The sequence below is a fragment of the Roseobacter sp. HKCC-CH-9208 genome (assembly GCF_037805125.1).
In the GTDB taxonomy this organism is placed as follows: domain Bacteria; phylum Pseudomonadota; class Alphaproteobacteria; order Rhodobacterales; family Rhodobacteraceae; genus M30B80.
The window spans coordinates 986,735-1,004,075 of the sequence record NZ_JBBLYK010000001.1 but is presented as its reverse complement, the minus strand read 5'-3'; the positions used below and the strand labels follow the sequence as shown (position 1 = coordinate 1,004,075).

Below are 17,341 nucleotides of genomic sequence, written 5' to 3'. Positions count from 1 at the left end.
AAGATCAAACCTATGACATGGACACTTCCAAATATTCTGACGGTGCTGCGCCTGTTGGCCGCGATTGCGGTCGGTGTTGTATTTGCAATCTTTCCGCGTCCGATTGCCGATTGGGTGGCGTTGACCTTGTTTATCGGCGCGGCGACCACCGATTATCTGGATGGATATTTGGCCCGCAAATGGGCGCAAGTTTCCCGTTTCGGTGCCATGCTTGATCCGATTGCGGATAAGGCCATGGTGGTGATCGCCTTGGCAATCTTGGTCGGACTGTTTGATCTATCCGTGGCCCTGATCACACCTGTTGTTCTTATCCTGTTTCGCGAGGTCTTCGTCTCGGGCCTGCGCGAATTCTTGGGCGCAGATGCAGGGCGACTTAAGGTTACTAAACTCGCCAAATGGAAAACCATGGTGCAGATGGTTGCGATTGTCTTGATGTTCTTATGGGCGATTGCAGAGCATAACATGCACAATGACCATTCATTTGGCACCTTTGGCTTGCATGTGCTGCGCGATGCTTTGGCGTGGGGTGGCATGGGAATGTTGTGGCTTGCAGCCGTTTTGACCTTTGTCACAGGGTTTGATTACTTCCTCAAAGCCTTGCCATTCCTCAGTGACCAGAAAGGCTGACGGGATGATTGAACTAAGATATTTCGCATGGTTACGCGAACGCATTGGCGCGGATCGCGAGATGATCAACACCGATGCGGCAACAATCGCCGATTTGATTGCTGAGCTGCGTGGTAAATCTGACGCGCATGATTTGGTCTTTTCGGATCTATCCTCTGTCCGCGCGGCGGTTGATCAGGAATTGGTCGATTTGGATCATCCCGTTCAGGGTGCTCGCGAGATTGCCTTCTTCCCACCAATGACGGGGGGCTAGGGCCATGGCGGTAGATGTCCGCGTCCAGTCTGCGCCGTTTGATTTGGGCGCTGAGATTTCGGATTTCGCCGCAGCCGCAACGGGTGCGGGCGCTGTCGTCAGTTTCACAGGTCTGGTGCGCGATTTGCCCGATCAAAGCCTCGCTCACATGGAAATAGAGCATTATGCAGGCATGACTGAAAAAGCACTCGGTGCAATCGCCGCCGAGGCGCAAGCGCGCTGGCCATTGATCCGTGTCTTGATCATCCACCGCTATGGCAAACTTGTGCCGTCAGACCAGATCATGATGGTTGCGACCGCTTCGCCCCATCGCAAAGCAGCATTTGAAAGCGCTGATTTCCTCATGGATTATCTGAAGTCCCGTGCGCCATTCTGGAAAAAAGAAGCGCGCCACGATGGGCGCGCAGATTGGGTAGAGGCCAAAGATGAAGATGAGGCCGCGCTTGCCCAATGGGTAAAATCTTAGATTAAGATTTCTCCAACTTACTGCGCAGATGGTCGTTTTCGCTGCGGGCTTCACGCAACCCTTCCATCGCGGCGCGCAACTCGGCTTCGGTTTGGGAAAGCTGCGTGGTCAATTCGCTTTCGCGCTGTTCGATAAAAGTGATGGCTTGGTCGCGCAATTCTTCGGCTTCGTGCAGCGAAGCGGCGAGGCTTTCCAACTCATTCACATCTGCATCGGATACGCGCGTCAGGCGATGCACAAGCCAATTTGCGAACCACCCAAGGGCAAAAGCGATGATCAAAATGATCGTAATGGCGATAATGAATTCAGTGCGGTTCATTGTTGGGCCTCCTCGCCTGCAGGGGCTTCGGCATCTGCCGCCTCCTCGGGCGTGTCATTTTCGGCTACGGTTCGATCAATCAGTTTAAACTCGATACGGCGGTTTTGCTCGCGGCCCTGTTCGGTGTCATTATCCGCGATTGGGTTGGCCTCTCCATAGCCACGCGCCGATAGGTTCGACACTAGAACCCGCCGCGCCAGAAGGCCGTTTAAGACCGCATCAGCGCGGGCTTGGCTCAATGTGAGGTTCATTTCCTCGCGCCCTTGACTGTCGGTATGACCGCCGATTTCCATATCGACATGGCGGCAATCTGGCAGGATCTCAGCCAAGCGATCTAGGATTGCGCCTGTGCTTTCGTTGATTTCAATCGACCCAGGATCAAAGGTGATTTTCGTCTCTGCCAATAGATCATTGATCCGCGAAAGGCAGGTTTCAGGTGACAGCAATTCGGGTTCAGGCGCAAGGCTTGCATCCACAGTCACGTTGATCTCAAAATCTGCACCGTCAAGTTTATCGGAGAGGAGGAGCGAGGCCAGTTCGATATGATCTCGATCTGCAACACGGCCAGACAATGTCAGTTTTGCGGGGGTGATGAGCAAATCGCCGTCATGCAAAAAGGACAGCGCCTCTAAGCCTGCAAGACTGCGGACTGACCATCCTTCGGGCAAGGCTTCGTCTAAATTCGTGGCGAAATAGACATTTTCGCTGCCGAAAAGCGCCTGCGCGAAAGCTTGGTTCGCGGCTTGCAGGTTTTCATCGGGTAAGCGACCGCGCACCTGAACGGCCCCTGTCTCAGAAAGGCTTGCGGTGAATTCTGGCGATTCTAACGCGCCGCTATCTTGGGGCGGGGGCGGTAGGATGGCGTGCAATGAAAACAGATTGGGAAGGTTGCGGTCTAATTCACCCACCACCCGATCAAAAATACGCTGCGATGTGCCTTCTTTCGCCACAAGGCTGACATCGGCGTCTGAGAAGGTGAGCGTCCCCTCCCCGAGTTCTGCAAGAGCGGCGACCGCCACCTCTATGGCCCGCGCCCATTCTGTGGAAGGCACGCCAAGGCCCACATCACAGCTTTCACCTGTGGCAAGGCCTGCGGCCTCTGCCGCGGTGATAATCCGCGCCGCATTCGCCTCCGTATCTGCGGAGCAAACCTCAAGATTGGCCACATCGCCCTCGCGGATCATACGAAAGGCAAAGGGTGTAATAACGGGACGGGGGGCGGAGATGTCGATAACCACATCCAACCCTGCTTGAGGGTAACTGTTTAAGCGGGATATTGCGCTGTCACGCTCCGCCACGCTATCGGCAACCGCCGTGACATTCACCTTGCCCTGCATCACCGAGATTTTTGAACGTGGAAGCAAGCGCAAGGCGCGCAGCCCGTATTCAAGTGCGGCATCCCAACCTTGCGGAATAGGATAGTCAACGCTTTCCACCAGATTGGCGACTTCGACCCCATTGGTGATATCGGCGATGCGTGCGGCAATGGTTTCGCCATCGGCATCGGTTGGGATCAGTCCAATCATCGAAATGCCGTCACTGTTGCGCAACATCTCGAGCAGGAAATCTGGGGTTGAAATGCCCGCGGGGTCGGCAACGGTGATTTCATCAATCAGCCGGTCATCATCCACGACTGCCGCGGCAAGTGTCAGCGCGCGAAACCGTGCAGCCTCATTGGGGGCCTCGCCTGAAATGTGAACTTGCAGCCCGTCCCCGCGCAACTCGACCCAACTCACGCCAGATTGCTCCAGCCTTTCCTCAACCGCCACAACAGAACGGTTTTCGATGGAGATCGCCGCGGCGATTGCCACGAGGTAAGACAACAGGCCTGCGACCAAAAAAGTTAAAACTGCTGCAAGAGAGAGCGAAATTTTCATATTGGAAATGTGATCCGAATTTATCCCCTGCGGATGGCTTAGAGATTAATCGCCCGAGGATCAATCACAGCCATGCTGCAGCGGCAAGAAATAGCCCAAAGATCAGCCCAGCATCGCGATTGCTGCGAAACAGCGACAGGCAGCGGTCGACATTGTTGATGTCCAACTGCCGCATCTGCCAGATCATATGGGCGGCAAAACCCACAACGCCGCAAAGACCCAATATTAGCGCCGCCCCTGATAGGACAACCATCACAGCCGCCGCCGCGAGGCCCGCGCTGATGATCAAGAAGCCCCAAAGCCACTGCGCCGAATTCTCCCCAAAAAGGCGTGCGGTCGATTTCACGCCCATCAGCGCGTCATCTTCTTTGTCTTGATGGGCATAAATCGTGTCATAAAACAGGGTCCATGCAATTCCTGCGAGATAAAGAAGGATAGGGGCAAGCGATAGATTGCCTTGATGCGCCGCCCAAGCCAAAAGCGCGCCCCAGTTAAAGGCAATGCCCAAAAACACCTGCGGCCACCATGTGAAACGCTTGGCAAAAGGATAAATCGCCACAGGCAAGAGAGCCAGAATGCCCAACCAAATTGCGGCTGCTTGAAAGGTGAGCAGAATACCAAAAGAGATGAGTGCCTGCACAACCGCCCAAATCAGTGCGCCGCGCACTGTCACCTGACCTGATGGCAAAGGGCGCGATTGGGTGCGGGCAACGCCCGCATCAATATGGCGGTCGGTGATGTCATTCCATGTGCAGCCTGCACCGCGCATGAGAAACGCGCCAATAGCGCAGCCAAGTGCAATCCAGAGATCATAGACTGTTCCGCCCGCAGGGTCAGCCGCAACAGAAAGCGCCAAGCCCCACCAGCACGGCAAAAGCAATAACCATGTGCCAATTGGGCGATCGGCCCGAGATAATCGCAGATAGGGCCGTGTTGCGGCAGGGGCGAGATGATCGACCCAATTGCCCTGATAGGCATCGCGCACGCGACCCTCTGGCATTTGGTTATCTGCGCTCATATGATCCCCTTATGTCTCAAGCCGCCAAGATACGCCTTTACCTAGACCAGCCGCTTGCCAAAGCGCAAACACTCTCTCTCGAGCGTGATCAGGCCAATTATCTTTTTGCTGTGATGCGGCTTTCCGTTGGGGCCGAGATTTTGGTGTTTAATGGCCGTGACGGTGAGTTTCTTGCCGAAGTTGTCGAAGCAAATAAGCGCGCAGGACGGCTTTTGTGCCGCGAGCAAACCCGCGTGGTTCAGCTGCCGCCTGATCTATGGCTGATTTTCGCGCCAATCAAAAAAGCGCGCACAGATTTTATCGTGGAAAAAGCGACCGAGATGGGGGCCGCGCGGATCATCCCCGTTCAGACCGAGTTCACCAATTCCGAGCGGATCAGGCAGGATCGCTTGCAAGCCCACGCCATAGAGGCGGCAGAGCAATGTGGCGGCACATTCGTGCCTGAGGTCAGTGATCTGATGCGCCTTGATCGCCTTTTGGCGCAATGGCCTGAGGATCGTCAGATTATTTGGGCGGATGAGGCGCGGGTTGGTGTCGCGGCGGCTTTTGCGGGGCCGCAGCCTAGTCAGAAATGGGCGCTTTTGATTGGCCCTGAGGGCGGGTTTTCCCCGCAAGAGCGCGCAAGCCTGTCGCGCCTGCCTTTTGTGACCCCAGTCAGCCTTGGCCCACGCATTTTGCGTGCGGATACCGCCGCCGTGGCCCTGCTGACGCTGTTTCAATCTCATTTGGGGGATTGGCATGATCCGACCTGAATTGCGCCACGCCTTTGTGCGATACGCAGAGGTGATCGCAGCCTTCTGCGCGGTTAGCTTTGGCCTGTGGTTGATCACGCGCCCGAGCCCAATTTTAGGCATGGTTGGGTGGATGGTGGTTGCCGTGGCAGCAACAACGGGCTTTGTCGCATGGCGCCGCGCGCGGTTTGCATCGTCTGGGCAAGGCGTGGGGGTGGTCAGCCTTGTTGAAGGGCGCATCGCCTATATGGGCCTAATTTGGGGAGGTGCCGTGGATTTGGATGATCTAGAAAGCCTTGGCTTACGGGTGGATAAGGACAATGATCCTGCATGGGTTTTGAAAACCCGCGACAGTGTTTTGACCATCCCCCTTGAGGCAAGCGGCGCAGAGGTTTTGTTTGATGGGTTTTCTGCTCTGCCCAAAATTTCAATGGCAGCGCTGATTGCCGCGCGCGATAGGAAACGCCTTGGTACGCAAATTCTGTGGACGCGTGGCCTTGACACGGATGGTCAGGCGGGCCAGTTCCGCATTGGTGTGCAATCATAATTCAGGCGGGAGCAGCGCCCATGTCGATACCTCAGCAAGGCGGTGGCCCTATTGAACGCGAAAGCCAGTTGGCAGAGTATTTGGCCGCAGGGTGCAAGCGGCGGGATCAATGGCGCATTGGCACAGAGCATGAAAAATTCGGCTATTGCCGCGACACGCTAAACCCGCTGCCCTATGATGGCCCTCGCTCAATCGAAGCGGTGCTTGAGGGGTTGCGCGATAAATTCGGATGGGCGCCCGTGATGGAGGGCGCGCACATCATCGGCCTGACCAAGGATGGCGCGAATGTCAGCCTTGAGCCGGGCGGGCAGCTTGAACTTTCAGGCGCGCCTCTCGAGACAATCCACCAGACCTGTGACGAGGTGAACCAACACCTCCGCGAGGTGCGTGATGTCGCCGATAAGATCGGGGTTGAATTCATCGGCCTAGGTGCGGCCCCGATTTGGCGGCATGAGGATATGCCGATGATGCCAAAAGGGCGGTATCGCCTGATGACAGGCTATATGGATCGCGTGGGCAGCATGGGCAAAACCATGATGTATCGCACCAGCACGGTTCAGGTGAACCTCGATTTCTCCTCTGAGGCGGATATGGTGCAAAAGCTGCGCGTGGCTTTGGCGTTGCAACCTGTCGCGACTGCGCTGTTTGCAAATTCGCCCTTTATTGATGGCAAACCCAATGGGCATAAATCATGGCGCTCCCGTGTTTGGCGTGACCTCGATGCCACGCGAACGGGGATGCTGCCCTTCGTCTTTGAGCAGGGTTTTGGCTTTGAGGCATGGGTGCAATATGCGCTCGATGTGCCGATGTATTTTGTATATCGCGATGGGGTTTACATTGACGCGCTCGGTCAATCCTTCCGCGATTTTCTCAAAGGTCAATTGCCCGCCCTTCCAGGTGAGGTGCCGACCCTGTCTGATTGGGCGGATCATTTGACCACAATTTTCCCAGAGGCACGGGTCAAGAAATTCATCGAAATGCGCGGTGCCGATGGCGGCCCATGGCGCAGGCTATGTGCCTTGCCCGCGTTTTGGGTGGGTTTGATGTATGATCAGACCGCATTGGACGCCGCATGGGATTTGGTGAAGGGATGGGACGCTGAGACCCGCGATGCGCTGCGCGTTGCGGCATCTGTTGAAGGGCTTCAGGCCGACACTCACGGGATAAAGATGCATGAGCTGGCGCGTGAAGTTGTGGCGCTCTCTGAGGCGGGGTTGAAAACCCGCGCGCGCGCGGGCGCGGGTGGGCTTGTGCCTGATGAGACACATTTTCTGAATGCGTTGAAAGAAAGCCTAGACAGCGGCAAAACCCCCGCCGATGAATTGTTGGAACGCTATCACGGCGAATGGGGCGGTGATTTAACGCGGATCTACGAAGAGTATAAATACTGATTAGGATTTCTGGCCAATTTTCGGCTCGGTGCCAGAGAGCAGTCTTTTGATATTCGCGTGGTGTCTGTTGAAAATCAGCGCAGCCAAGATGACCGTGACGACTGCGGTTTGCGGATAACCCAAGATTGCCACGAATACGGGTGATAATACTGCCGCGATCAGCGCGGATAGGGACGAAATGCGAAACAGCGCGGCCACAATCGCCCATGTGGCGCAAGCCGCAATACCTGCAGGCCAAGCAAGTGCGAGGAGCGTGCCGAGAAAGGTTGCCACCCCCTTGCCGCCCTTGAAACCGATAAACACAGGGTAGCAATGCCCGAGAAATGCCGCGCCCCCCGCAACTTGTGCAGCTAAATCGCCAAACAAAGCGCGTGCCACCAAAACGGCAATCGCACCTTTTCCTGCATCAAGAACCAAGGTCAGGAAAGCCGCCAGTTTATGGCCTGTGCGCAGGACATTGGTTGCGCCAATATTGCCCGACCCAATGCTGCGCAAATCGCCCAAATTGAACAGGCGCGCCATGACCAGTCCAAAGGGAACCGAGCCCAAGAGATAGGCCCCGATCCCAACGAGGCCCAATTGGATCAAGTTAAATTCGATCACGATGCGTTCCGTTCATAAATGCATTGGCCGTTGACGAAACTTGCCAAAACCATCCCTTGCAGCCGTGCGCCATCAAAGGGCGTGTTCTTGGATTTTGAGTGCAAAGCGAAGCGATCCAGAACAAAGGGTCGATTTGGATCAAACAGAATGAGATCAGCCGCAGCACCTTCGGCTAAGCTGCCACCTGGGACATTAAAGCGGCGGGCGGGGTTCAAAGACAACGCTTTGAAGAGATCAGGCAGGCTCAGACCCGCCCCTTGATGCAGCCGCAACGCGGCGGGCAAAAGGGTTTCAAGCCCTACTGCGCCACTGGCCGCCGCTTCATAAGGCAGCCGTTTGCTTTCTTCATCCTGGGGTGTGTGCATGGAGCAAATAATATCAATAAGCCCTTCCCGCAGCGCCTCAACCATCGCAACGCGGTCTTCCTCGGCGCGCAAGGGTGGCTTGACCTTAAAGAAGGTGCGGTAATCGCCCACGTCAAATTCGTTCAGCGTCAAATGGTGGATTGAAATACCGGCCGTAACATTCAGCCCTGCCTCTTTCGCGCGGCGCAGCGCGGGTAACGATTTCGCGGTGGAGATCTGATCTGCGTGATAGGCCACGCCGGTCATTTCAACCAATGCAAGATCGCGCTCCAACCCCATACGTTCTGCCATAGGCGACACTGCGGGCAAGCCTTTAAGAGAGGCGAATTTGCCAGAGGTTACAGCCGCCCCTTCTGACAAAATAGGGTCTTGTGGATGGCCCACAATGAGCGCGCCAAGACTGCGGGCGTACACCATGCAGCGGCTGAGAACCTTGCTGTCGCGCAGAACGAGGTCGCCATCGCTGAAGGCCACAGCCCCTGCATCCAAGAGAAAGCCCAATTCCGTCATCTCGCGCCCCTCACGGCCCTTGGTCAGGGCAGCCATTGGGAGGATACGCACGGGGCTTGCATCCTGCGCGCGGCGGCGCACGAATTCCAATGTTTCAGGCGTATCAATCGGGGGGGTGGTGTCAGCACGCGTGACGATGGTGGTCACGCCTCCTGCGGCGGCAGCCGCGCCTGCGCTGCGGAAACTTTCCTTATGACGTTCACCAGGCTCGCCGATTTTGACGCCAATATCGACCAGACCGGGGGCAAGGCAGGATTCGGCGCAGTCAATGACGCGCTCTGCGTTTCGGGTTGTGCCACCCGTTCCGCGCGCCGCAATCATACCATCTTTGACGAGAAGCCAGCCCAAATCCTCGGTGCCTGCCTCTGGGTCTATGAGGCGCGCATTTTTGAATAGTATATTCATGCCTGCGCCCCCTTTTCGGCTCGTCTGGCACGCAAATTCTGCGCCAGCAAATCCATTGCTGCCATACGCACAGCAACGCCCATTTCAACCTGCTCTTGAATTACTGATCGGTTGATGTCATCGGCAATGGTTCCGTCAATCTCGACCCCGCGATTCATTGGGCCGGGGTGCATGACAATCGCATCATCCTTGGCGGCGCTCAGCTTTTCTGCGTCCAGCCCGAAGCGGTGATAATATTCCCGTTCCGATGGGATGAAGGCGCCGTCCATGCGTTCTTTTTGAAGGCGCAGCATCATCACCACATCACAGCCTGCAAGCCCTGCTTGCATATCGTCATACATTTCCACGCCCCATTCGCTGACCCCTGCGGGCATCAAGGTGGGGGGGCCAATTAGACGAATTCGGTTCTCCATTTTGCCAAGCAGCAGAATGTTTGAGCGCGCCACGCGGCTATGTGCAATGTCGCCGCATATCGCAATGTTCAGGCGGTGCAAGCGCCCTTTTGCGCGGCGAATGGTCAGCGCATCCAACAGGGCTTGGGTTGGGTGTTCATGCTTGCCATCGCCCGCATTCAGAACCGCGCAATTTACCTTTTCCGCCAAGAGGTTCACGGCGCCCGAATGGGGGTGCCGCACAACCAAAAGATCAGGATGCATCGCGTTGAGCGTCAGCGCCGTATCAATGAGCGTTTCACCCTTTTTCAGGCTAGACGCCGCCATCGCCATGTTCATCACATCCGCGCCAAGACGTTTGCCTGCCAATTCAAAACTGGCTTGGGTGCGGGTGGAGGCCTCGAAAAACATATTGATCTGGGTCAGCCCCTTTAAGGCGTCACCGTGTTTATTATCACCGCGCTCAAGTTCGGCGTAGCGATCGGCAAGATCAAGAATTGTAACGATTTCATCGGGGGCAAGTGTTTCGATACCTAAGAGGTGGTTTTGGCGAAACGACATCGGGCTCCCCCTGATCTGTCTTCCTATTTGACTGCGCCGCTTATAGGCCGTCTTTGGGGGCGGACACAACCCATCCGATAGAGGCTGTTATGGCCCATTTACCTCGCGGCGCACTGGCAGTAGCATTGTGACCATGCGCCATGACCTTGATCAGAAGACCTATACCGATGCGCTTGCCGCGCTCAGTTGGCAGGTGGATTTGGGTGTGAGCGATGTGATTGAAGAAGCGCCGATCAACCGATTTGACCTTGAGCCCGAGGTGAAGCCTGCGCCCGTTTCACCAAAGGTCGCGCAGTCCAAGCCTGCACCAACACCCGCACCGAAAGCGGCCACTGTTTCAGATTTGGCCAAAGCCGCCGATGCCCTAGCACAGGCGGCACCTTCCTTAGATGCATTGCGGGCTGCAATGGCGGATTTCCATGGGCTTGATCTGCGCAAAGGCGCGCGGAATATGGTTTTCTCACAGGGCAACCCTCAGGCCGATGTGATGGTCATTGCCGAAGCCCCAAGCCGTGCCGATGATGAGGCGGGGCAGGGTTTTAGCGATGAGGCGGGCAAACTCTTTGATGCGATGTTTGGCGCGATCGGTCTTTCGCGGTCGGCAGAGGGTCAGAGTGAGGCGCTCTATTTCACGTACGTTTCCCCGTGGCGGATGCCGCAAGATCGCCCAATCACAGAGGCCGAGCATCAGGTGCTGCGTCCTTTCTTGCTGCGCCATATCGCATTATGTGCGCCGAAGGCGGTGGTGCTGCTTGGAAATGCATCTTGCGTTTCAGCCCTGTCACAAACGGGTATCCAGCGTCTGCGTGAATCGGATCATATGCTTGTCGCAGGCGCGCATCGCTGCCCTGCTTTCCCAATTTATTCGCCCGCTCGATTATTGAACGTGCCTTTGCTCAAGCGCGAGGCTTGGGCGGATTTGTTGAAACTGAAAGCGAGCCTTGGGGGCGCGAGATGAGCCGCATTGATGAGACGCGCGACTTTATCCCAATCCGCATTGCGGTTCTGGCCGTTTCTGACACGCGGGATTTGACGCAAGATAAATCTGGCGACCTTTTGGAAGGGCGGATCAAAGCGGCGGGCCATCATTTGATCCACCGCGAGATTTTACGCGATGAGCGCACTGAGATCGCAGAAAAACTGCGCACGTGGTGCGCGGATCCTGCGGTGGACGTGATCCTGACCACGGGTGGCACGGGTCTTACAGGGCGCGATGTCACGGTGGAGGCGCATCGCGATGTTTACGAAAAAGAAATCGAGGCCTTTGGCACCGTTTTCACCATGGTATCGATGCACAAAATTGGCACATCAGCAGTTCAATCTCGGGCAACGGGCGGGGTCTGCCAAGGCACATACCTTTTTGCCTTACCGGGTAGTTCGGGGGCCTGTGCCGATGCGTGGGATGAAATTCTAAAATGGCAGCTCGATTATCGCCATCGCCCCTGCAATTTTGTTGAAATCTTGCCCCGCCTTGAGGAACATCGGCGGCGGAAATAGCCATGCCGAACATATCCCCCATGTGGGGTCACTATGCCGCGCTATTTCCATCGTGCTTTCTTGGTCTATTCTTAGGGTAATCCTTCCCTGCTGAGGCGATACATTTATGAGATTTTTCAACCGTGCATTGACGGGGTTATTCCTAAGCGCTGTGACCTTCGGACTGTTGTCCTTGGCGGTCGGGCTGATCTGGTCATCTTTGCAGGAACGCATGGGCGATCAGGGCAGTCGCCCGCCTGCCCGAGAGCGGGTTTTTGCAGCCGAAGTTCTGACGCTGACCCCGCAAAGCTTGCGTCCTGAACTGACCGCGTTTGGCGAGATTTTGCCGCGGCGCAGTCTAGAATTGCGGGCGGCCATCGGGGGACGTGTGGTTGAGCTTGCGCCCAATTTCCGCGAGGGGGGGCGTGTTGAGGAACGCGCGCTTTTGGTGCGGATTGATCCTGCCGAGGCAGAATGGGCGCGCGACACCGCCGCGGCAGATCTACAGGATGCTGAAGCGCAGGAAGATTTGCGCCGCCGCGCGCTAGAGCGGGCGCGTGATCTTGCGGATCGCGGTGTCGGCAGTTTGGCCGCGGTTGAGGCGGCGGAATTGGCCGTGGCTTCCGCCAGCCAAGCCACATTGGCCCGCAGGCAGGCGCTTGCGGATGCAGAGCGGCGTTTGGCTGATACTGAAATTCGCGCTGGATTTTCGGGGGTTTTGTCAGAGGTTGATTTGGCCGAAGGGCGGCTGTTGAGCGCGAATGAGCAATTTGGCCGCCTGCTTGATCCTGATCAGCTTGAAGTCGCCTTTCGTCTATCGACCGCGCAATATGCGCGCCTGGTGGGCGAAGATGGCCGCCTGCCGCAAGTTGATGTGGAGTTGCGCATTGATCTGGGTGAGCAAGTTCTGACCCTACCTGCACGCCTGACGCGGGAGAGCGGGGCGGTGGGTGAGGGGCAAACGGGGAGGTTGCTCTTTGCCGATGTGCTGCGCCCTGCGGGCTTGCAAGCGGGGGATTTTGTCACTGTCCATGTGACCGAGCCCGCGCTTGAGGGCGTCATGATTGCGCCTGCCACGGCCTTGGCCGATGGCGCGCATGTGCTTGTTTTGGGGGATGAAGATCGCCTTGAGGACGCCGAAGTTACGCTCCTGCGCCGGCAAGGGGATGATGTGATTTTCCGCGCGGATCACTTGGCAGGCCGTGAGATTGTGGCCGCCCGAACCCCCGTCTTGGGGGCGGGGATCAAGGTTGACCCTCTGCGCCCTACAGCCGATGGCAGCCTACCTGAGGTGGTGCAAGACGAGGAGCTAGAGCTTGACCCTGAACGCCGTGCGCGGCTGATCGCCTATGTTGAAGGCAACAGTTTTATCCCTGATGATGTGAAATCGCGGCTTTTGGATCAATTAAACCAACCCCGTGTGCCAAGCGGGGTGGTGGCGCGGCTTGAAGAACGAATGGGGGGCTAACCATGCGTAGCCTTCCGCCACAGGCCTCGGGCATATTGTCTTATTTCACGCGTCACCGCACGGCGGCCAATTTGGTTTTGGTTGCATTGATCGTGGCAGGCTTGTTTGCCCTGCCCAATATGCGTGCGCAGTTTTTTCCCGATGTTGTGGTGGATGATATCGACATCTCGACCCGATGGGATGGGGCAGGGGCTGAGGATGTAGATGCCGCCATTGTGGGCGTCTTGGAACCTGTTCTTTTGGCGGTTGATGGTGTTGTCGCATCCGAGGCCACCGCGCGTGAAGGGGTGGCCAATATTCGTTTGGAATTTGAGCCCAGCTGGGACATGGCCCGCGCAGCAGATGATGTGCAGCAGGCAGTCGATAGTGTCACCGACCTGCCCCAAGATGCCGATATGCCAGAGGTGCGGCGCGGCACATGGCGTGATCGCGTGACTGATGTGGTGATTACGGGGCCCGTGGCACCCGCCCAACTGGGTCGGTTCGCAGATGAATTCGTGGCGCGCCTCTTTGATCAGGGGGTGACACGCACAACCATTCGCGGGGTCGCTGCCCCGCAGATTTTGATCGAAGTGCCAACGGTGCGGTTGATTCAATATGATCTCACGATGGCTGATATTGCAGGTGCCATTGCGGCCGAAGTCGATACCGCGCCCGCAGGGGCGGTTGATGGGGCCAATGCACGGGTGCGGGCAGGATCAGCCAAGCGTAGCGCGGAGGAGATCGCGGCAATTGCCCTTATTCGTGACCCTAACGGGCGCACAGTCTCGATTGGAGATGTGGCGCGGGTGATGGAATTGGCGGTTGACCGTGAAAGTGCGTACTTCGTGGGTGGCAACCCAGCAATGACGGTGCGGGTGGATCGCTCGGATAAGGGTGATGCGATTTCCATACAGTCAACAGTCGAAGACATCGCCACGCAAATGGAGGCGACCCTGCCGCAAGATGTGCAGATTGATCTGATCCGCACGCGCGCAGAGTTTATTTCGGGGCGTTTAGAAATTCTGTTGTCCAATGGCGCGACAGGTTTGGCGTTGGTTCTTGGCTTGTTGTTTTTGTTTCTCAATGCCCGCACCGCTTTTTGGGTGGCAGCGGGCATCCCCGTGGCGATGTTGGCCGCAATTGCGCTGATGTATGCCGTTGGTATCACCCTGAATATGATTTCGCTTTTTGCTTTGATCATCACTTTGGGGATTGTTGTGGATGATGCGATTGTGGTGGGCGAACATGCCGACTACCGCCATCGCGCCCTTGGGGAAGACCCTATCACTGCCGCCGAAACTGCCGCGCGGCGCATGGCAGCGCCTGTTTTTGCCGCGACCCTCACCACTGTTCTGGCATTTGCGGGACTTGCGGCCATTGGCGGCAGGTTTGGGGATTTGATCGCTGATATTCCCTTTACTGTCATCGTGGTGCTGACGGCCAGTTTGGTGGAATGTTTCCTAATCCTTCCCAACCATATGGCGCATGCTTTGGCGGCGAATGCGAAGGATGCTTGGTATGATCGCCCCTCACGTTTTGTGAACCGCTGGTTCGAGAGGCTGCGCGGGCGCTATTTCCGCCCCTTCATCGATTTTGCCGTTAAAGCGCGCTATCCTGTTGTGGCCGTGATGTTGCTGCTTTTGGCCACCCAAGCCGCCAGTTTCTTGCGCGGTGATGTCACGTGGCGCTTTTTCAACGCGCCTGAGCTGAGCTCCGTTTCGGGGAATTTTGCCATGCTTGACGGGGCAGGGCGTGACGATAGCCTTGCCATGTTGGCTGAAATGCAACGCGCGGTTGAGGCCGTTGCAAGCCGGTATGAGGCTGAGCATGGCCGCAACCCAACCTCGTATGTCTTAGCTGAAATTGGCGGGAATACGGGCGGCAGTCTTGCATCTGCCGATGGGAAAGACAGCGATCTTTTAGGGTCAATTTCTATCGAGTTGATTGACCCTGACCTGCGCACTTATTCCTCCTTTGCTTTTGTCGCGGATTTACAAAATGAAGTGCAGCAAAATCCGATGGTGGAAGAGATCAGCTTTCGCGGATGGCGCGGCGGGCCAGGTGGCGATGCGATTGATGTTCAAATCACAGGCGCGGAAACCGAGATTCTCAAGGCTGCAGCAGAGGCCGTCAAAACCGTGCTTTTGCCCGTTGGCGAGGTGTCAGGTTTGGCCGATGATCTGCCCTATGATCGGCAAGAGTTAAGTCTATCTCTAACCCCGCGCGGAGAGGCCTTGGGATTTGAAATTGAGGCTTTGGGGCGGATATTGCGCAATCGCTTGGGTGGGGTTGAAGCGGCAAGCTTTCCCGATGGGTTGCGCACGGCCACGGTGCGGGTGGAATTGCCGCAAGGCGAGTTAACCGCCGATTTTCTGGATCGCATGTTGTTGCGGGCGGATGGCGGCAGCTATGTGCCCTTGGCCGATATTGTTTCGGTTGAGACGCGAACGGGCTTTTCCACAATCCGCCGCGAAAACGGACAGCGCGTGGTGTCAGTGACGGGGGACTTATCCGAAGATGACCCTGCCCGCGCTGAGGAAATCATGGCGCAATTGCGTGATCAAATCTTGCCAAATATTGAGGCGCAATTTGGGGTGACCACGACCCTTTCGGGCTTGGCCGAGCAGGAACGCGCTTTCTTGGACGATGCCCTTGCGGGGTTCTTGGCCTGTATGGTTGGCATTTACATCGTTTTGGCCTGGATTTTTGCAAGCTGGCTGCGCCCGCTTGTCGTGCTGTGCGTGATCCCGTTTGGCCTGACGGGGGCGATATTTGGCCATTGGCATTGGGATGTGCCTCTGTCGATGTTTACGGTTGTGGGTCTGATCGGGATGACGGGTATCATCATCAATGACTCGATTGTTTTGGTTTCAACTGTGGATGAATATGCAAAAGATCGTGGGCTGATCCCTGCCGTGGTTGATGCTGCCTGTGATCGTTTGCGACCCATTCTTTTGACCACCCTGACCACGGTTCTGGGTCTTGCGCCCTTGTTGTTTGAAACATCGTCACAGGCGCAGTTCCTCAAACCCACTGTGATTACGTTGGTTTATGGTTTGGGCTTTGGGATGTTTGTCGTCTTGCTCTTGGTGCCAGCGGTTTTGGCAATACAAGCTGATATTGGAAAGCATGTGCGCAGCTTGCGCCGCGGCTTGGGCCATCGCGAGCGGATTGGTCAAGCAGGCGCCACGCTTTGGCTTGCCTCTTTGGGGGTGGTTCTCTGGTGGGGTTTGGTCATGGGCGGCCCAATCTTGACGGGCGGGGCTTGGGGATGGGGGGCCGCACTCCTACCCGCGAGTGCCCTGACTGCGTTCCTTGTCTTTAGCCTTGGCGTGCTGATCTTTGTTTTGGGGCTTGCCGCAGGGGTCGCCTATCAAAATCGCAAGACCTAACGCGCCACGCAGCCCTCAATCTCGATCGCGCGATGAGAGCCGACAAGTGTGATGCGCAGGTCTGAGCGCTCCATCGAAAAGGGCAGGCCTTGCGGGGGCACCAAATCCGCCGTTGCGGTGATCTGCCCCCCATTGCGCTGAAAGGTGGGCGGCGACATCCAGACATCTGGGAGGGGCAGTTCTAACATCATCGTTTCAGGCGACCCTAAATCGGGGGCGGTGACCTCTACCGACACTTGCAACCCATCTGAAATTGGCCTGATTGCACATCGGGCAGAGCCAACGCCAGCTTCTGCGGCGGGGGTGGGTTGATCTGCCAACGCCTGCAGGATCATCGGATCACGGGCCCCGCTATCTGGTAAAATACCCTCAAGCTCAAGGCTGATTGGCATGCAAATTTCGTCACAAACGCCAATGCTCAACTCTGCCGATAGGGGCATGGGGCCAAGGCCGTGGGGCATTGCAAGCTCAATCGGAAAGACCACGTGATCATGATACCCAATATTGGGCGTGCCCGCTGTGAAGATAACTTCGGGGCGGGGGAAATGCATCCAAGCCGCTGCAATCTGAGCGTTTCTTTCGATCCGCAATTCAGGTGCGAGGCCCCCATCCCCAGGGCTGCGCCAATAGGTTTTCCACCCTTGGGCTAGGCTGATTTCTACGGCGGCCATGTGATGGCCATTTTCCATACGCCATCCAGACAGAAACCGTGCCGTGACGACATCATCACCGTTCAAGGCAACAGTTTGGCCTGACGCGGCGCCCGTGATCCCGCAGGCCATGCAAAACGCAAAAGCGCCCAAAGTGAGGGCGCGCGCGGCGGCATTGCATGGGATGGTTTCATTCATCATAGCCTAAGTGGTTAGCGGCAGACGCCAGGAATGAAAAGTCACGTTTCGGCGAAGATGCGGCAAATTCCGCGCGGTCGCCCCTTGCCCTTGCGACAGGCTCCGCGCAT

17 protein-coding genes are annotated in these 17,341 nt (G+C 56.8%); 10 read left to right on the top strand and 7 right to left on the bottom strand.

Features of this window, described 5'->3' with window-relative positions; genetic code table 11:
- Window positions 1-12: 12 nt before the first annotated feature.
- The 3 genes from pgsA to AAC621_RS04940 are packed head-to-tail and all read left to right on the top strand — an operon-like array spanning window position 13 to window position 1,346.
- Window positions 13-627 carry a CDP-diacylglycerol--glycerol-3-phosphate 3-phosphatidyltransferase gene (gene pgsA / locus AAC621_RS04950; RefSeq protein ID WP_340252761.1) on the top strand — a complete coding sequence of 205 codons (615 nt, stop codon included), beginning with the start codon at window positions 13-15 and terminating at the stop codon, window positions 625-627.
- 4 nt (window positions 628-631) lie between these two features.
- Complete coding sequence (moaD, locus tag AAC621_RS04945) at window positions 632-880, top strand: molybdopterin converting factor subunit 1 (protein ID WP_317656585.1); 249 nt, start codon at window positions 632-634, stop codon at window positions 878-880.
- A 4-nt stretch (window positions 881-884) separates the two neighbouring features.
- Window positions 885-1,346 (top strand): molybdenum cofactor biosynthesis protein MoaE, encoded by a 462-nt coding sequence (locus AAC621_RS04940; RefSeq protein WP_340244895.1) that lies wholly within the window; start codon window positions 885-887, stop codon window positions 1,344-1,346.
- A 1-nt stretch (window position 1,347) separates the two neighbouring features.
- Here AAC621_RS04940 and AAC621_RS04935 read toward each other — a convergent pair whose 3' ends face one another.
- From AAC621_RS04935 to ubiA, 3 genes are all read right to left on the bottom strand, one after another.
- Entirely contained in the window at window positions 1,348-1,665 is a 318-nt protein-coding gene (locus tag AAC621_RS04935) for a hypothetical protein (RefSeq protein WP_340252759.1), read from the bottom strand.
- The gene (locus tag AAC621_RS04930; protein ID WP_340252757.1) at window positions 1,662-3,542 is read right to left on the bottom strand and encodes an OmpA family protein; all 1,881 of its coding nucleotides are present in this window, start codon (window positions 3,540-3,542) and stop codon (window positions 1,662-1,664) included. The genes AAC621_RS04935 and AAC621_RS04930 overlap by 4 nt, the downstream gene beginning before the upstream one ends.
- Window positions 3,543-3,606: 64 nt before the next feature.
- A complete protein-coding gene (ubiA, locus tag AAC621_RS04925; protein WP_340252755.1) occupies window positions 3,607-4,560 on the bottom strand; it encodes a 4-hydroxybenzoate octaprenyltransferase in 954 nt (317 codons plus the stop codon).
- 11 nt (window positions 4,561-4,571) lie between these two features.
- On the opposite strand from ubiA, the gene AAC621_RS04920 reads away from it, so the two are divergent.
- From AAC621_RS04920 to AAC621_RS04910, 3 genes are read left to right on the top strand one after another with little or no spacing between them, the layout of a single operon-like run.
- Window positions 4,572-5,312, top strand: coding sequence for a 16S rRNA (uracil(1498)-N(3))-methyltransferase (locus AAC621_RS04920; protein ID WP_340252753.1), 741 nt, complete (start codon window positions 4,572-4,574; stop codon window positions 5,310-5,312).
- Entirely contained in the window at window positions 5,299-5,838 is a 540-nt protein-coding gene (locus AAC621_RS04915) for a hypothetical protein (protein ID WP_340252751.1), read from the top strand. The genes AAC621_RS04920 and AAC621_RS04915 overlap by 14 nt, the downstream gene beginning before the upstream one ends.
- A 20-nt stretch (window positions 5,839-5,858) precedes the next feature.
- The gene (locus tag AAC621_RS04910; protein ID WP_340252749.1) at window positions 5,859-7,229 is read left to right on the top strand and encodes a glutamate--cysteine ligase; all 1,371 of its coding nucleotides are present in this window, start codon (window positions 5,859-5,861) and stop codon (window positions 7,227-7,229) included.
- On the opposite strand, the gene plsY is transcribed toward AAC621_RS04910, so the two are convergent.
- From plsY to AAC621_RS04895, 3 genes are read right to left on the bottom strand one after another with little or no spacing between them, the layout of a single operon-like run.
- The gene (gene plsY / locus AAC621_RS04905; protein WP_317656709.1) at window positions 7,230-7,835 is read right to left on the bottom strand and encodes a glycerol-3-phosphate 1-O-acyltransferase PlsY; all 606 of its coding nucleotides are present in this window, start codon (window positions 7,833-7,835) and stop codon (window positions 7,230-7,232) included.
- Window positions 7,829-9,112, bottom strand: coding sequence for a dihydroorotase (pyrC, locus tag AAC621_RS04900; RefSeq protein ID WP_340252747.1), 1,284 nt, complete (start codon window positions 9,110-9,112; stop codon window positions 7,829-7,831). Before pyrC ends, plsY begins: the two co-directional genes overlap by 7 nt.
- Entirely contained in the window at window positions 9,109-10,065 is a 957-nt protein-coding gene (locus tag AAC621_RS04895; protein ID WP_340252745.1) for an aspartate carbamoyltransferase catalytic subunit, read from the bottom strand. The genes pyrC and AAC621_RS04895 overlap by 4 nt, the downstream gene beginning before the upstream one ends.
- 133 nt (window positions 10,066-10,198) lie before the next feature.
- Between AAC621_RS04895 and AAC621_RS04890 the strand changes: the two genes are divergently transcribed.
- From AAC621_RS04890 to AAC621_RS04875, 4 genes are all read left to right on the top strand, one after another.
- On the top strand, window positions 10,199-11,023 hold the full coding sequence (locus tag AAC621_RS04890; protein WP_340252743.1) for a uracil-DNA glycosylase: 825 nt from the start codon (window positions 10,199-10,201) through the stop codon (window positions 11,021-11,023).
- Window positions 11,020-11,562, top strand: a complete 543-nt coding sequence (moaB, locus tag AAC621_RS04885) for a molybdenum cofactor biosynthesis protein B (protein ID WP_340252741.1) — start codon at window positions 11,020-11,022, stop codon at window positions 11,560-11,562. Before AAC621_RS04890 ends, moaB begins: the two co-directional genes overlap by 4 nt.
- 106 nt (window positions 11,563-11,668) lie before the next feature.
- Window positions 11,669-13,009, top strand: coding sequence for an efflux RND transporter periplasmic adaptor subunit (locus tag AAC621_RS04880; protein ID WP_340252739.1), 1,341 nt, complete (start codon window positions 11,669-11,671; stop codon window positions 13,007-13,009).
- 2 nt (window positions 13,010-13,011) lie between these two features.
- Window positions 13,012-16,383, top strand: a complete 3,372-nt coding sequence (locus tag AAC621_RS04875) for an efflux RND transporter permease subunit (RefSeq protein ID WP_340252737.1) — start codon at window positions 13,012-13,014, stop codon at window positions 16,381-16,383.
- Here AAC621_RS04875 and AAC621_RS04870 read toward each other — a convergent pair.
- Window positions 16,380-17,234 carry a protein-disulfide reductase DsbD domain-containing protein gene (locus AAC621_RS04870; protein WP_340252735.1) on the bottom strand — a complete coding sequence of 285 codons (855 nt, stop codon included), beginning with the start codon at window positions 17,232-17,234 and terminating at the stop codon, window positions 16,380-16,382. The genes AAC621_RS04875 and AAC621_RS04870 overlap by 4 nt on opposite strands.
- Window positions 17,235-17,341: the final 107 nt, after the last annotated feature.

Coding starts and splice junctions, on each gene's coding strand:
- AAC621_RS04880 (WP_340252739.1), top strand. CDS start 11,669: ATGAGATTTTTCAACCGTGCATTGACGGGGTTATTCCTAAGCGCTGTG.
- AAC621_RS04935 (WP_340252759.1), bottom strand. CDS start 1,665: ATGAACCGCACTGAATTCATTATCGCCATTACGATCATTTTGATCATC.
- ubiA (WP_340252755.1), bottom strand. CDS start 4,560: ATGAGCGCAGATAACCAAATGCCAGAGGGTCGCGTGCGCGATGCCTAT.
- pgsA (WP_340252761.1), top strand. CDS start 13: ATGACATGGACACTTCCAAATATTCTGACGGTGCTGCGCCTGTTGGCC.
- AAC621_RS04895 (WP_340252745.1), bottom strand. CDS start 10,065: ATGTCGTTTCGCCAAAACCACCTCTTAGGTATCGAAACACTTGCCCCC.
- moaB (WP_340252741.1), top strand. CDS start 11,020: ATGAGCCGCATTGATGAGACGCGCGACTTTATCCCAATCCGCATTGCG.
- AAC621_RS04875 (WP_340252737.1), top strand. CDS start 13,012: ATGCGTAGCCTTCCGCCACAGGCCTCGGGCATATTGTCTTATTTCACG.
- AAC621_RS04920 (WP_340252753.1), top strand. CDS start 4,572: ATGTCTCAAGCCGCCAAGATACGCCTTTACCTAGACCAGCCGCTTGCC.
- AAC621_RS04910 (WP_340252749.1), top strand. CDS start 5,859: ATGTCGATACCTCAGCAAGGCGGTGGCCCTATTGAACGCGAAAGCCAG.
- AAC621_RS04915 (WP_340252751.1), top strand. CDS start 5,299: ATGATCCGACCTGAATTGCGCCACGCCTTTGTGCGATACGCAGAGGTG.
- AAC621_RS04940 (WP_340244895.1), top strand. CDS start 885: ATGGCGGTAGATGTCCGCGTCCAGTCTGCGCCGTTTGATTTGGGCGCT.
- pyrC (WP_340252747.1), bottom strand. CDS start 9,112: ATGAATATACTATTCAAAAATGCGCGCCTCATAGACCCAGAGGCAGGC.
- AAC621_RS04870 (WP_340252735.1), bottom strand. CDS start 17,234: ATGATGAATGAAACCATCCCATGCAATGCCGCCGCGCGCGCCCTCACT.
- AAC621_RS04890 (WP_340252743.1), top strand. CDS start 10,199: ATGCGCCATGACCTTGATCAGAAGACCTATACCGATGCGCTTGCCGCG.
- AAC621_RS04930 (WP_340252757.1), bottom strand. CDS start 3,542: ATGAAAATTTCGCTCTCTCTTGCAGCAGTTTTAACTTTTTTGGTCGCA.
- moaD (WP_317656585.1), top strand. CDS start 632: ATGATTGAACTAAGATATTTCGCATGGTTACGCGAACGCATTGGCGCG.